We start from the raw sequence: 13,304 nt of genomic DNA on the forward strand, positions 1-13,304 counted from the left end.
AGGCCGCCTCATCCCCGATGGTACGGATGGCCGGACAGGATCGTCATCGCCCGATAAATCTGCTCGGCCGCGAGAATGCGCGCCAGCTGATGCGGCAGCGTCATCGCGCCGAAGGAGAAGACGGCGGCCGCTCGGGCGCGCACGCTTTCGTCGAGGCCTTCGGCGCCGCCGATGGCGAACCATAGCGCCTTGCAGCCCCTGTCGCGCTCGGAGACGATGAATTGCGCGAAGGCTGCGCTGGTCTCCGCCCTGCCCCGTTCGTCGAACGCCGCAAGCCGCGCTTCGGCGGGCAGCGCCGCAAGCAGTTCCATCGCTTCGCGCGACGCCCGCTCGGCGCTGGCGGAGGCCCTGCTCTCGTCGATTTCCTTGAGTTCGAGACCTTCGAGGCCCAGCCGCCGCAGGGAGCGGACGCGTTCGGCGTAGCGCGCGAAAAGCTCTCTCTCGGGACCCGCCTTGAGGCGGCCGACGCAGATCAGTCCCAGTTTCATTCGACGCTAGGCGAGACGAGAAGCGAGACGGCCAAGCGATCCCAGGGGCGCTTGCGCCTGCTCTCGTCAGACCAGGCGAATCTCCAGCGGTCGGTCGCCGCCCCACATCTTTTCAAGATTGTAGAACTGGCGCACCTCAGGACGGAAGATGTGGACGATGACGTCGCCGGCGTCGATCAGCACCCAGTCACACTGGGACAGGCCCTCGACGCGGGGCGCGATGACGCCCGCGGCCTTGAGGGCCTTGATCGCCTTGTCGGCGATAGCGCCGACATGCACGGTCGAACGGCCCGTCGCGATGATCATGTCATCGGCGAGCGCCGTCTTTCCGCGCAGATCGATGGAGACGATGTCCTCGGCCTTGGTTTCGTCCAGGCTGGCGAAAACCTTTTGCACGATTGAGCCGGTCAATTGGGCGCTTGCGCCAATTTCCGGTCGGAGCGGACCAGGAGCCGCACCCGGATGAACACCTGTCGACAGCGTTGCAACCCTCATGCTTCGCGGCCCCACGCCCGTAAGAGAGCCGGCCGCCAGACAAGGATGGGGCGCTTATCGAAAAATTGCAATAGAAACTGAGGGGTTGTCGAGAGGGGCTAAGAAAAAAGCCCGGCTCGAGCGCCGGGCTTTGGAAGGCGGTTCGGGCTAATCGAGAGGCGGGAGGAACCTCAAAGCCGGAACAAGGAAAGCATAATCGATTTGCGCCAAAAGCGTAGGGCGAAATTGTCGCCTCGCCGGGCCGCGGCGCAAAAAACGGGGAAAAACTGCTGAACTCGCGCCCCGAGAGGCGCGCAGACGGCGCATGATTCGGCTAAGTTAACAAAGCCTTGCGAAGCGCATCCGTCGCCCTAGTGCTCAATTTGCAACACAAGTCAAGTTTGTCGTCGGAGCCCTGCTTGCGCCGGTCCCTTTAAGGCGAAATCATGGAATTAGAACCATGGAGCCGCTGGTGGCGCGTGATTCGAGCGCCTCATGCACTTTGGCCGCGTCGGCCAGCGGGAACCGCGCCGGCTCGGCGAGGTCCACGTAACCGCGCTTCGCCGCTTGGACGAGATCGTCCATCATCTCCTCATAATCGCGGCGGCGCGCGATATGGGTGAAGAGCGAGGGCCGGGTCGCGTAAAGCGAACCTTTCAGCGCCAGAAGGCCGAGGTCGAAAGCCGCAATCGGACCGGAGGCCGAGCCGAAGCTCACGAACATGCCGAACGGCTTCAGGCAATCGAGCGAAGCCGGAAAAGTCGCGCGTCCGACGCCGTCATAGACGACGTCGCACAGCTTGCCTTTGGTCAAGTCGCGCACCCGCTCGACGAAGTTTTCCTCCCGATAGAGGATCGCGTGCTTGGCGCCCGCGGCTTCCGCGATCTTCGCCTTTTCAGGAGAGCCGACGGTGGCGATGACCTTCGCCCCGAGCGCGTTCGCCCATTGGCAGAGGATCTGCCCAACGCCGCCGGCGCCGGCGTGGACGAGAACGCGATGGCCTTTCTTCACCTTGAACGTCCGGCGCAGCAGATATTGCGCCGTCAGCCCTTTCAGCATCATCACCGCGCCTTGCTCATAGCTGAAGGATTTCGGCAGATGGACCACTGAGCCGGCGGCGATGTTGCGCGCCTCCGAATAGCCGCCAAGCGCGCCGACGTAAGCGACCCGATCCCCGACCTTGAAGTTCTTCACATTCTCGCCGACGGCGATCACCTCGCCGGCGCCTTCATGTCCGGGGATAAACGGATATTCCGCCGGGTAAGCGCCGGTACGGCGGTAGACGTCGATGAAATTGACGCCGATCGCGGCGTGGCGGATTTGCACGTCGTCGGCCGTCGGAGCCGGCAGATCGACGTCTTCCATGACGAGCGCATCCGGCCCGCCGGGCTGATGCACGCGAATCGCCTTAACCATCATCTTCCCCTTTCGCGATCGCGCCGCCCTCGCGAAAAAGCGGCAAAGCCAGAAAATAGCACCCCGTCATGACTAGAGCCGCCTTTACCGTGAAGGAGGCCGCCGCAAGATTCTGTGCGAGCGCCGCGATGGCCGCCGCGCCCCAGACGCCGGTGACGACGAGCGTTATCGGTCGTCGCCGCTGAACGCGCAGCGGATGGACAAAGGCCACCGGAACAAACATGAACGCCGCCGTCACGAGAACCAGCGTGAGACTCGCGGCGGCCGTCGGCCGCAGCACGAGAAGATAGAAGACCACGATGTTCCACAGCGACGGAAATCCGCGAAACCAATAGTCCGCCGTTTTCATACGCCGATCCGCGAAATAGAGCGCCGAACCGGCGCAGACCGCGGCGCAAACGGGCGCGGCGAGCGCCGGATCCAAGAGGCCCGAGCGCCACAGCGCCACAAGCGGCGTGACGACATAATTGAGAAAGTCGACGACGAGGTCGAGCGCGACGCCGTCGATGAAGGGCGCCGTTTCCGTCACTCTGAAACGCCGCGCCAACGTTCCGTCGACGGCGTCCACGACGAGCGCCGCGCCAAGCCAGGCGAACATCGCCGCAAAGCGGCCGTCCGCCGCGAGGAACAGCGCGATCAGGCCGAGCGCCGCGCCGCTCGCGGTGAACAGGTGGACGGAAAGGCCGATGAGGCGAGAAGACGTCACGAGCGCGGCGACTGGAGAAGCGGGACGTCAGCCTAGCACCGCCTCACGCCGAGCCAAAGTCGTCCGCTCGCGCCGGTCCTGCTCGCGCTCTCAAGAGTCTCCCGCTATAACAGGCGCAGGAGACAGACGAGATGACAGCGGCGCACGAAAACATCAGATCCGACATTCTCGTCGCCGGCGCCGGCGCGACCGGCCTTGCAGCGGCGCTGGCCTTCGCGCGCGCGGGATTGAAGACGGCGCTCGCCGGGCGCATTCCGCCGCCGCTGCCCGGACGCACCGTCGCCTTGTTCGAATCATCCGTCCGATTTCTCGATGCGCTCGGCGCGCTGGAGCGCGTCAGAGCGCGCGGCTGCGCCGTCGAAGCCATTCACATGATCGACGACACCGATCAGTTTCTGCCGGTGCCGGAACTCAATCTGCGGGCGCGCGAAATCGGACTGTCGGCGCTCGGCGTCAATGTGTCGAACGACGACCTCGTCGCCATTCTACTGGATCTTTGTCGCGGCCGCTCCGAAATCGCGTTCGTCGACGCCGACATCGCCGATTACGAATTCAACGGCGACGGCGCCGTCGCCATTCTCGCAGACGGACGCCGGCTCCAGGCGGACTTCATCGTTGCGGCGGACGGGCGCAACAGCCGCGCCCGCGCGGTCGCCGGCATCGACGTGAAGGAATGGACCTATCCGCAGATCGCGCTCACCATGATGCTGCGCCACGAGTTTCCGCACGAAAATGTCTCGACGGAATATCATACGCGCTCGGGCCCTTTCACGCTGGTGCCCCTGCCCGCGCGAGAGGATGCGCCGAATCGTTCGAGCCTCGTCTGGCTGATGAGCGTCGCCGACGCGCGGCGGCGCCTCGCCAAGCCGCGGGAGGAGCTCGAATATGAAATCGAGGATTTCGCCAAGTCGGAACTCGGCGCGATGCGCATCGAAGGCGACATCGGGCAGTTCCGCATGGGCGGCATGCAGGTGTCGAAGCATGCGACAGGGCGCCTCGCGCTGGTCGGCGAGACCTGTCACATCTTTCCGCCGATCGGCGCGCAAGGACTGAATTTAAGTCTGCGCGACGTCGCGGATCTCGAGGATTGTCTCGCCAGCGTCGATCTCAAGAATCCGCGCGAATTGTCGCGGGCGCTGGCGCGCTACGATCGCCATCGGCGCGCCGACATCGGCTTCAGAACGCATGGCGTCGATCTGCTCAACCGCTCGCTGATCATTCCCTATCTGCCGGTGGATTTGCTGCGCGGCGCAAGCTTCATCGCGATGGCGGCGCTCGGGCCGCTGCGGCGCGCTGTCATTCGCGAGGGCGTGCTGCCGCATCTCGTGCTGCCGCGTCTGATGCGCCGGCCAGCGCACAAGCAAAATATCGCCGGCGCTCCGCACGGACGCGCCGGCCTGCGATCTTAAAGGCTGCGCTTGAGCGCCGCGTCTAACGCGGCGCTACTTGGCTGCGATCTCGATCTTCTTTTCTTCCTGCTTGGATTCCGGCGTTTTCGGCAGCTTGATTTTCAGCACGCCCTTTTCAAAGTCCGCAGTGATTTTATCCGCGTCGACTCCTTCGGGAAGCCTGAAGGCGCGCCGGAACGAACCGTATCGGCGCTCTGAGCAGTAATAGCCCTCCTTCTTTTCTTCCTTTTCTTCGCTCTTCTCGCCGGAAATCGACAAGACGCCGTTCGACAGCTTCACATCGACGCTCTTCTCATCGAGCCCCGGCAGTTCGGCGGTGATCTCGTATCCGCCGTCCTTCTCGACGAAATCGACCGGCGGCGTCGCCGGCAGCTGCGACATCAGACGGTCGAACGGCTGGAAGTCGGCGAGGCTTCTACGCGACGGAAAGTCGTCAAAGAGCCGATCGAACTGGCGCCGGAAGGATTCGAAAGGATGCCAGTCGAAAACGCTGGCCGGCGTGGACTCTCGTGACGCTGGCAGCTTGCTTTGTTCGCCCATGCTGATCTCCCTCTTTTCGGACGATCGCCAAGCAACCGGAAATTCAGCAACGATGGCGCTGACGATCGATATGGAAACGTTAGTGAAGTGGAGCGTCAGAGGTGTGACTTCAACGGGCGCGTTTGCGCCAATTTGTCGCGATCAAGCTCGTCAGAGTCTCCGAGCGACAAGAGTCCTGCGTCGCCGCCCGAAGACGCGGTGTTGATCGTCAGCGTCGTCTCATGAAGAAAGCGCAGGAGATAATCCGGCCCGCCCGCCTTTGGGCCGGTGCCGCTCAAGCCAAATCCGCCGAAAGGCTGACTGCCGACGACCGCGCCGATCATATTGCGGTTGACGTAAATATTGCCGGCGGACGCTTTGCGCGACAATGCGCGAATGCGCTGTTCGATGCGCGTATGCATCCCGAGCGTGAGGCCATATCCGCTGGCTTCGATGTCCGTGAGCAGTTGCGGCAGACGCTCGGACCGCCATGTCGCCACATGCAGGACGGGCCCAAAAATCTCTTCCTGCAAATCCTCGACGCGATCGAGTCTGACGATATGCGGGGCGACGAAAGTTCCCGTCGATGGCGCGACGCCGGCGTAAAGAAGTCGCCCGGCTGCGCGCTGACGTGAAAGATAGGCGTCGAGCTTGCCCTTCGCCTCTGCGTCAATCGCCGGTCCGACATGAGTCCCGATCTCGCGCGGATCGCCGACGCGCAATTCGCGCGCAGCGCCGATCAGCGTCTCGAGACAGGCGGGCGCGATCTCCTCTTGCAGGCACAACAGCCGCAAGGCTGAGCAGCGCTGTCCCGCCGATCGGAAGGCTGACGTCATGACGTCGTCGACGACCTGTTCGATCAGCGCCGTCGAATCGACGATCATCGCATTGATGCCGCCCGTTTCGGCGATGAGCGGCGCGATCGCGCCGTCCCGCTCCGCGAGCGTGCGATTGATCCGATGGGCGACGTCGACGGAGCCGGTGAAAACGACGCCGGCGGTCAGCGGATCGGCGACAAGCGCGGCGCCGATGGCGCCGTCGCCCGGGGCGAACTGCAGCGCATCTTTGGGAACGCCGGCCTCGCGTAAAACTTCGACCGCCATGGCGGCGACGAGCGGCGTCTGCTCGGCGGGCTTGGCGACGACCGCATTTCCGGCGACGAGCGCCGCAGCGACCTGGCCGATGAAAATCGCCAGCGGAAAATTCCACGGCGAGATGCAGACGAAGACGCCGCGTCCGTGGCGACGCAGGAAATTGGTTTCGCCCGTGGGGCCCGGCAGCGGCATGTCGGCGCAGAGAATTCGCGCCTGACCCGCGTAATAGCGGCAAAGATCGGCCGCCTCGCGCACTTCCGCGAGCGCATCGTCGAGAGTCTTGCCGCCTTCGCTTTGCAACAAGGAGATCAACGGCCCGCGCCGCGCCTCGATGAGATCGGCCGCGCGTTCGATCATCCGCGCCCGCGCTTCGAATGGAGTCCTGGACCATTCTGGGAAAGCGCGCGCGGCCGTCGCGACCGCAGCATGCGCCGCGGCTTCATCGGCCTCGATCACTTCGCCGACGACGGCGCCGTCGATCGGCGACAGGACCGGGCGCGCCGGCGCGCGCATCGCGACGCTCGGGCGCGAGCAAGGCGGCGGAACCGGCGCGCGCGTCTCCTCAACCAGCGCCGCAAGCGCCGTCCGATCGCCAAACTCCACGCCTTTCGAATTGGCGCGTAGCGGCAGGTAAATCTCGCTTGGCGACGGGAGACGCGGGTGGCGCGCGCGATTGGGCGCGCCAAGCGCTTCATAGGGATCCGCGACAAGCGCGCTCTCCGGCGTCTCGGGATCGGCGGCGCGTGCGACGAAAGAGGAGTTGGCGCCGTTCTCGATCAAGCGCCGCACGAGATAGGCGAGAAGATCGCGGTGCGGACCGACCGGCGCATAGATTCGAACCGCGGCGTCGCTCATTTCCGCCAGTGATTCATAGAGCGACTCGCCCATGCCGTGCAGGCGCTGAAACTCGAAGTCGCGCCGCCCGGCCGCCATCGTCAAAACTGCGGCGACGCTGCGCGCGTTATGCGTGGCGATTTGCGGGAAGAGACGCGGTTGATCGAAGAGCCGCGCCGCGCAGGCGTCGAAATTAAGATCGGTCATCGTCTTGCGGGTGAACACGGGATAGTCGGCGAGACCGCGCTCCTGGGCGCGTTTGATTTCGCTGTCCCAATAGGCGCCCTTGACGAGACGCACCATGAAGCGCCGATGGTTCGCTTCCGCGAGCGAGGCGACATAGTCGATCGCGGCCATCGCGCGCTTCAGATAGGCCTGCACCGCGAGTCCGAATCCGTCCCATCCGGAAAGAGACGGGTCGTCGACGACGCGCGCGATTACGTCCAGCGAAAGTTCGAGACGGTCCCCCTCCTCCGCATCGATGGTGAAAACGAGATCGCGCTCTTTGGCGAGGCGCGCGAGGTCAAGCAAACGCGGCGGCAATTCCCGCAAGACGCGTTCGCGCGAAATCGCCTCATAGCGCGGATGCAGGGCCGAAAGTTTGATCGAAATTCCGGGGCGCGTCGGAAGGCGGGAGGTCCCGGCCGAGTCGCCGATGGCGCGAATGGCGTGGGCGTAGGCCGTAAAATAGCGCTCGGCGTCCTCCGCCGTCCGCGCGCCCTCGCCAAGCATGTCGTAAGAGAAGCGTTCGCGCCGTCCCTGCTCCCGTCTGATCGCCGCTTCGATGGTTTCGCCAAAGACGAAATGCGCGCCCATCAGCCGCATCGCCTGGCGCGCGGCGGCGCGCAGCGCCGGCAGGCCGAGACGCCGGGCGAGGTCGGCGACGACCCCGCGCGGCTCCCTGACGTCGACGATGCGCGCCGAAAGTCCCAGCGCGAAGGCGCAGGCTTGAACGAGCAGCGCGTCGCTCGATGTCTCGTGATGGGAGAAATCGCCTTCGGCGAGCTTGTCGGCGAGGAGTTGGTCGGCCGTGGCGTCATCGGGGACGCGCAACAGCGCCTCGGCGAGCGCCATTACAGCGAGACCCTCTCTCGATGAGAGGGAAAATTCGTGGAGGAAGTCTTCGACGCCGCCGAGCGGATCACGTTGTGCGCGAATGCCGCGCACGAGTTTCAGCGCAGTTTCCTCGACAAGCCGTTGCGTCGCGGCATCGGGGCGCGAACCGAGAAAGGCTTCAGCGAAGCTCTCGTCGGGGGACGCGTAAGGCGCCGCAAAGGGCGCCGGCCGATCGTCTATTCGATTCATTCGCCATCGAACCGACCGCGCCCGCAGGGCTCGATCAGATCTTGTCGCCTTCCGCTCCCGGCCGCGCGCAACGCCACTTCGTCACCGTCAGCTGCGGGTGTTCGCCGCACCATTGAGCGATATATGGCATCGCCTGCATCACGCAATTGCTGGTCGAGCCCGTGGTCGATTCGAGGACGAGCTTACGCTCGTCGCAGGCGGCGGGCTGCGCCAGCGTACAGACGGTTAGGATGAGTTCGACGAAATTCATCGCAATCTCCTTGCTCAGCGCCCGCTCGAGGGCGTTTGCTTTCTGAGCAAGGGTAAGGCCGATCAGTCGGGGGTCAATATCTCGCCCTTGCCAAAGACCGCCGTGTCGCCGCCATAGCGGCGGAGTTTGCGCGACAGAAGATCGGCGGCGGGGGCGCTATGATCCCTGAGAGAGCGTGCGAAAAGCCTTGCGAAAGTAAGCTCATGCGCGCCGCAGTCGACATAGGTCGAACCGAAGCAGCCGCCGCGCGCAAGCACGATCGAGCCGCGTTTGTTAAGATAGCCGACGCGTCCCTTGGCCTCGCCCAAAACCAGGATGGTGCCGGCGATGACGCGCGCGCCGAGATCTTCGCCGGCGTCGCCCTCGATGACGAGAACGCCGCGGCGCAGCCGGTCGCCGGCGCGTTCGCCCGCCTTGCCGCGGACGATGACGCGCCCGCCGGCCATGCCGGCGAGTTCGCCCGCGAGCGGACCGGCGAGGAAATCGCCGACGTCGCCCCCGATCTCCATCTCGGCGCCAAGGTTGCCGGAAGCTGCGTGCGGGCCGGCGTTTCCGGCGACGGTGATCTTCCCGCCCTTGGCGAGACGGCCGCATTGCGCCCCGACGTCGCCTTCGACATGAATCGCAAAGCCAGGCAGAAGCTTCGCGCCGAGAAGATCGAAGCGCGAGCAGCCGCCCTCAAAGCGAACAGTCTTCAGATCGCCTTCCGAGACTTTGAAAAGGTCGCCGACTTTCGTCGAAATCCGCGTCACGCCGAGTTCGATCGCTTCGATCTGCGCGACGGATTTTCCCGCCAGGCGGTCGGGCGTCAGCGCCGAGAGATCGACGCGCTGCGGCGGCTCCTGGCGAAGCGTGAAGGTAAAGGGCTTCACGGCAGCAATTCCTTCAGATGATAATGGAACGGTCCGAGCTTGCCGCCGTAATTGCCGGCGCCGACGCGCTTGGCGCCCTGCTCCGGCCCCATCTCGATGATCGCGTGAAGTCCAGCGCGCATCGCTTCGCGCACGGCGTTGTCGGTCAAGCCGTCGATGACGATTTCGAGCACGCAGCCGATATCCGCGTCGAGCTCGCTTTTGGTGACGCCGCGCAATGTCGGACAATAGGCGTCATTGGTCGATGCGCTCATGCCCTTGTATTTCGAACCGACCTTCGAGCCCGAGCGCACGATGCCGCCGGGGAACGGCGCAATCGCGTCGGCGACGTCGTCGATGGCTGAGACGGCGGCCTCGGTCGCGCGCATGGTCTTTTCCCAGTCCGCGCCCATGATCAGAAGATTGCCGCCGCCGACGGATTTCTTCGTCAGGCCGACTTTGCCTTCGCAGAAGAATTCGCCATCCATCACCGGCACGCGCCAGTAGCGCCGCCCGTCGACGACCTTCGACATCTGCCATTTGTCGCCGAATTGGCGCACCGCGTCGCCGACCTTGATTTCGAATTCGCCGGCGACGGTCGAATAGACCGCGGAGCCCGGGCACGTCAGCACGCATTGGCCGAGTCGGTTGACGAGCTGCTTCTCGGCGTCCTTCGACGACATGGCGAAGAGCAGCGCGCGCACGCCCGGACGTCCGTCCGGCGTTTCTTCGGGCGGCACTTCGCGATCAATCCCGGCCTCGCAGCCGCAGCCGATGACCGACGTGGCGAAGCCCGTCATGGTCAGCGCCGCCTGCCGCGCCCATTTGGCGTTCGGCGCCGTGATCAGTATGCCCGTCCCGCTCATCGGGAAGGCTTCGGCGAAATTGTCGTCTATCGTCACGCCGTTGCGAATTATATCCGGCATGGAACCTCCGCAAAGGCGTCCTTGTGCGGCAGCGCGGCGTCAGGCACGTCGAAAATGCTGCGCGGCAGGCCGTAAAGATCGTCGTAGTAGGAATCAAGACGCTTCGTAATCTGCTGATCGTAGCGCGGGCGAATATGCAGCGTCTTGCCGCGCGTGTAATGCGAGACTTGGCCATCGCGCACGACGAGGACGCCATCCTTGAAGACCAGAGCCGCGCGACGGAACATGCCGGCGACGTCACGTCCGGGCTTATAAACGGCGATGTCGGCGACGGCGCCGGGACTGAGCCGGCCGCGATCGACAAAGCCAAAGAGCTTCGCGGCGCCGGAGCGGCTCATCTGCGCGATTTCGTAAAGCGTGTATTCGCGCGAGATCGACGGCAGCGTCGTCTGCTCCAGCACCTCAGCCGGAAGGCGCGCAAGATGCTGCGCGCGAAGATCGGCGCTCATCAGCAGCGCAAAGAGTTCCGGATAGGTGGTGAAGGGACCGCCGTTCGGATGGTCGGTCGTAAAAAACACCTGCTCGGGATTATCGATCAGCAGGAAGAGCTCGAGCCCCGCCGCCCATTGAATGGCGTTGTAATAGTTCGAAATCTTATAGACGTAGGGAACGATGCCGCCGCCATTGGCGTCGCCGTCGAAGATCGCGCCCTTCTTGGGGATCGCGCCGGGCAGGCTGTTGAACTGTTTGAGAACGTCGGACGAGATCGTCACCGTGTCGGAGAACATCACCTGGCCGACGTCGACCGAAACATTCGGATTCGCGTTGATCTTCTCGGCGAAGAGCGCGCCGGCCGATGAGAAGCCGTTCTTGCCTTCCTTGCCATAGGCGTAGAACTGCACATGCGCGAGATGGAGCGGCAGCCCCTGCGCCGCGTCGATGGTGGCGAGCGCCGTGTCGATATTGCCGGCGAGCCCGAGATTGTTCATGTGCAGATGCAGCGGATGGGCAATGCCCACCGCCTGAGTCGACTTCTGCAGCGCCTGGAAGATCTGGCGCGACGTCAGCCCGTAAAATGGCACGACGTCGTCGAGCCCAAAGGCGCGCATGTTGTCCTTGAAGGCCTCGACCCCGCCGGGATTGATGCACTTCAAGCCGAGCGAACGGGTGTTCTCGACGGTCTGCGCGACATAGTCGTTGATCGCGCCGTCGGTCTCGCCGTCGCGCAGCATGCCGAGCAGAAAGTCATCGTTGCCGAGCACGGTGAGCGCGCCCTTGTCGATGATCGGTACGTCGTTGAATTCGAGATGGGTCTGCAGGGCGTGATGCGGCGCCATCGCCGGTTCGACCACCGTGGTGAAGCCCATCTGCGCGTAGAGGCGGCCGGTCTCGTAGCTCGACCATTTGGCCGTCGACAGCGGCGTATCGGCCAGCCGGGCGCGAATCGCGCGATGCAGCTCCGGCAGCAGCAGTCGCGCCGTGTTCACATTGCCGCCGGCGATGTGCGAATGGATGTCGATCGCGCCGGCCATGACGATATGGCCGGAGACGTCGATCTCCTTGTCGGCGCTGCGCCCTTCGGGCCGTTCGACGATGCGGCCGTCCTCGAACCACACGTCCCCGATCGCGTCCTGGTCGGTCGCCGGATCGACGACATGGCCGCCGCGCAAAACTGTCAGCGCCATGCGCCCTCCGAAACTTCCGCTAAGATGGCGCCGATCGCCTGCGCGACGCTCGGCGCGTCGGTCGGCGCGCTGGCTTTACGCAGCGTCATGCCGCCGGTCTCCTGACTCATCAGCACCGAATCATGCGTGACGCCGGGCTGACCGACTTCAATGAACAGCCCCCGCGACGGCGCCGCCTGGGCCGGCGCCAGCGTGATGAGCGGGATGTCGGCGCGGGACCAGGCGGGCTTCTCGCCGTCAAAGGCGGAAATCCACATCGCCGCATCGGCCTCGCCGCTGTCGACAAGCCGAGAGGCTTCGAAACGCCAGGGGTCGTGCTCGGGATAGCCGCGGCCAAAACCCGTGCGCGGCGGAAAGCCCGTCATCCAGCCGGCGGCTTGCGTAACCCCCGACGCGCCGCTGCGGCCGCCGATATGAACGCCGGTGAATCGGGTCGTGGCGTTAAGCTCGATCACCAAAGCCTGCAGCATCTCGATCGCCAGCGGATCGAGCGTCGACGCCGACCAGACGAAGACGCCAAAGCGGGCGTTGCGCAGCGTCTCGACGAGGCCGTCGATGAGCGCGATTTTTTCGGCGCCCAGCGCCACCGGCCGTCCGCCGAAGCGGGCGCGCCACGCCGCCAGCACGCCGGAAAGTTCCTGCTCGGAGGCCGGAATGACCTTTGCGCCAGGGACGGCCTTCGCTTCGTCGCCGTCCGGTCCGACCCAGATCACCTTGCGCGGCTGCTGCGCTTGCGCTCCGCGGCGCGGCGGCTCGGCAAGCGCAAGGCGCTCCAGCATTCCAGGCCAGGCGCGCGTCAGCCCCGGGCCGATCATTACGACGCAGTCGCCGCGAAGCCGCGCTTCGTTCGCCGTCGTCGTGAACATGCCGAAGGAACGCTTGACGTCGAGATCGGCGAGCGTTTCACGCGACGCGAGATGATCGAAGGCGCCCTTCAGCCGCTCGGCCAAAAGGATCGCGGCGCGCGCGCCGGCGACGTCGGCGCCAAGGCCGGCGATGAGCGGAAAGGCCGCCTCCTTGAGAATTTTGCCGGCGTGTCGATAGGCGTCGCCAAGCGCAATCGCCTTGCCGTCGAGCGTCGCTGTCTCCATTCCTACCCCGATTTGCGACCTGCCCTGGCCAAGCTCAAAAGCTTAACGGCGAAATGAACGCTATCCATTTGTTTTTTAGCGCCTACTCGCCGAGCCGGGCGGCTCCTCCCGTGTTTTGCTTATGCCTAGCAGCCGTCACGGCGACTGTCGAGACGTTCGGCTGCGTCATTTGCATTCGAGGCCCCGCGGCAGCGCTCGGCTGTCGTCGCCAGCGGCCGATATTGTGCGCCGCATCCCATTTGCGAAGCGGCGGCGATCATGCTAAATGCTGCGCCGAGCTTAAACCTGCGGGCGCGATGCGCCGCATAAGCAGGCA

The 13,304-nt window shown here is 64.8% G+C and carries 12 protein-coding genes; 1 reads left to right on the forward strand and 11 read right to left on the reverse strand.

The features are described from left to right. Nucleotides 1–8 precede the first annotated feature (8 nt). The 4 genes from rlmH to BN69_RS02970 form a co-directional block, all read right to left on the reverse strand. Nucleotides 9–488: a 23S rRNA (pseudouridine(1915)-N(3))-methyltransferase RlmH gene (gene rlmH, locus BN69_RS02955; RefSeq protein ID WP_014890059.1), complete on the reverse strand. Its 480-nt coding sequence runs from the start codon at nucleotides 486–488 to the stop codon at nucleotides 9–11. 66 nt (nucleotides 489–554) lie between these two features. Next, nucleotides 555–983, reverse strand: coding sequence for a ribosome silencing factor (rsfS, locus tag BN69_RS02960; RefSeq protein WP_014890060.1), 429 nt, complete (start codon nucleotides 981–983; stop codon nucleotides 555–557). A gap of 423 nt (nucleotides 984–1,406) precedes the next feature. After that, a complete protein-coding gene (locus BN69_RS02965) occupies nucleotides 1,407–2,378 on the reverse strand; it encodes a quinone oxidoreductase family protein (RefSeq protein WP_014890062.1) in 972 nt (323 codons plus the stop codon). After that, a complete protein-coding gene (locus BN69_RS02970) occupies nucleotides 2,371–3,084 on the reverse strand; it encodes a CDP-alcohol phosphatidyltransferase family protein (protein WP_014890063.1) in 714 nt (237 codons plus the stop codon). The genes BN69_RS02965 and BN69_RS02970 overlap by 8 nt, the downstream gene beginning before the upstream one ends. Before the next feature lie 131 nt (nucleotides 3,085–3,215). Between BN69_RS02970 and BN69_RS02975 the strand changes: the two genes are divergently transcribed. Beyond that, nucleotides 3,216–4,493, forward strand: coding sequence for an FAD-dependent monooxygenase (locus BN69_RS02975; RefSeq protein ID WP_014890064.1), 1,278 nt, complete (start codon nucleotides 3,216–3,218; stop codon nucleotides 4,491–4,493). 33 nt (nucleotides 4,494–4,526) lie between these two features. Here BN69_RS02975 and BN69_RS02980 read toward each other — a convergent pair whose 3' ends face one another. From BN69_RS02980 to BN69_RS03010, 7 genes are all read right to left on the reverse strand, one after another. Next, nucleotides 4,527–5,033 carry an Hsp20/alpha crystallin family protein gene (locus tag BN69_RS02980; RefSeq protein WP_014890065.1) on the reverse strand — a complete coding sequence of 169 codons (507 nt, stop codon included), beginning with the start codon at nucleotides 5,031–5,033 and terminating at the stop codon, nucleotides 4,527–4,529. 95 nt (nucleotides 5,034–5,128) lie between these two features. Then, nucleotides 5,129–8,245: a bifunctional proline dehydrogenase/L-glutamate gamma-semialdehyde dehydrogenase PutA gene (gene putA, locus BN69_RS02985; protein WP_014890066.1), complete on the reverse strand. Its 3,117-nt coding sequence runs from the start codon at nucleotides 8,243–8,245 to the stop codon at nucleotides 5,129–5,131. Nucleotides 8,246–8,279: 34 nt separating this feature from the next. Beyond that, complete coding sequence (locus BN69_RS02990) at nucleotides 8,280–8,495, reverse strand: hypothetical protein (RefSeq protein WP_014890067.1); 216 nt, start codon at nucleotides 8,493–8,495, stop codon at nucleotides 8,280–8,282. A gap of 62 nt (nucleotides 8,496–8,557) precedes the next feature. Next, nucleotides 8,558–9,367 (reverse strand): formylmethanofuran dehydrogenase subunit C, encoded by an 810-nt coding sequence (locus BN69_RS02995; RefSeq protein ID WP_014890068.1) that lies wholly within the window; start codon nucleotides 9,365–9,367, stop codon nucleotides 8,558–8,560. Beyond that, complete coding sequence (fhcD, locus tag BN69_RS03000; protein ID WP_041926773.1) at nucleotides 9,364–10,272, reverse strand: formylmethanofuran--tetrahydromethanopterin N-formyltransferase; 909 nt, start codon at nucleotides 10,270–10,272, stop codon at nucleotides 9,364–9,366. The genes BN69_RS02995 and fhcD overlap by 4 nt, the downstream gene beginning before the upstream one ends. Then, nucleotides 10,260–11,897, reverse strand: coding sequence for a formylmethanofuran dehydrogenase subunit A (locus tag BN69_RS03005; protein ID WP_014890070.1), 1,638 nt, complete (start codon nucleotides 11,895–11,897; stop codon nucleotides 10,260–10,262). Before BN69_RS03005 ends, fhcD begins: the two co-directional genes overlap by 13 nt. After that, nucleotides 11,888–12,988 (reverse strand): molybdopterin-binding domain-containing protein, encoded by a 1,101-nt coding sequence (locus BN69_RS03010; protein ID WP_014890071.1) that lies wholly within the window; start codon nucleotides 12,986–12,988, stop codon nucleotides 11,888–11,890. Before BN69_RS03010 ends, BN69_RS03005 begins: the two co-directional genes overlap by 10 nt. Nucleotides 12,989–13,304 lie beyond the last annotated feature (316 nt).

This window comes from Methylocystis sp. SC2, from assembly GCF_000304315.1.
In the GTDB taxonomy this organism is placed as follows: domain Bacteria; phylum Pseudomonadota; class Alphaproteobacteria; order Rhizobiales; family Beijerinckiaceae; genus Methylocystis.

Coding starts and splice junctions, on each gene's coding strand:
- rlmH (WP_014890059.1), bottom strand. CDS start 488: ATGAAACTGGGACTGATCTGCGTCGGCCGCCTCAAGGCGGGTCCCGAG.
- rsfS (WP_014890060.1), bottom strand. CDS start 983: ATGAGGGTTGCAACGCTGTCGACAGGTGTTCATCCGGGTGCGGCTCCT.
- BN69_RS02965 (WP_014890062.1), bottom strand. CDS start 2,378: ATGGTTAAGGCGATTCGCGTGCATCAGCCCGGCGGGCCGGATGCGCTC.
- BN69_RS02975 (WP_014890064.1), top strand. CDS start 3,216: ATGACAGCGGCGCACGAAAACATCAGATCCGACATTCTCGTCGCCGGC.
- BN69_RS02980 (WP_014890065.1), bottom strand. CDS start 5,033: ATGGGCGAACAAAGCAAGCTGCCAGCGTCACGAGAGTCCACGCCGGCC.
- putA (WP_014890066.1), bottom strand. CDS start 8,245: ATGAATCGAATAGACGATCGGCCGGCGCCCTTTGCGGCGCCTTACGCG.
- BN69_RS02990 (WP_014890067.1), bottom strand. CDS start 8,495: ATGAATTTCGTCGAACTCATCCTAACCGTCTGTACGCTGGCGCAGCCC.
- fhcD (WP_041926773.1), bottom strand. CDS start 10,272: ATGCCGGATATAATTCGCAACGGCGTGACGATAGACGACAATTTCGCC.
- BN69_RS03005 (WP_014890070.1), bottom strand. CDS start 11,897: ATGGCGCTGACAGTTTTGCGCGGCGGCCATGTCGTCGATCCGGCGACC.
- BN69_RS03010 (WP_014890071.1), bottom strand. CDS start 12,988: ATGGAGACAGCGACGCTCGACGGCAAGGCGATTGCGCTTGGCGACGCC.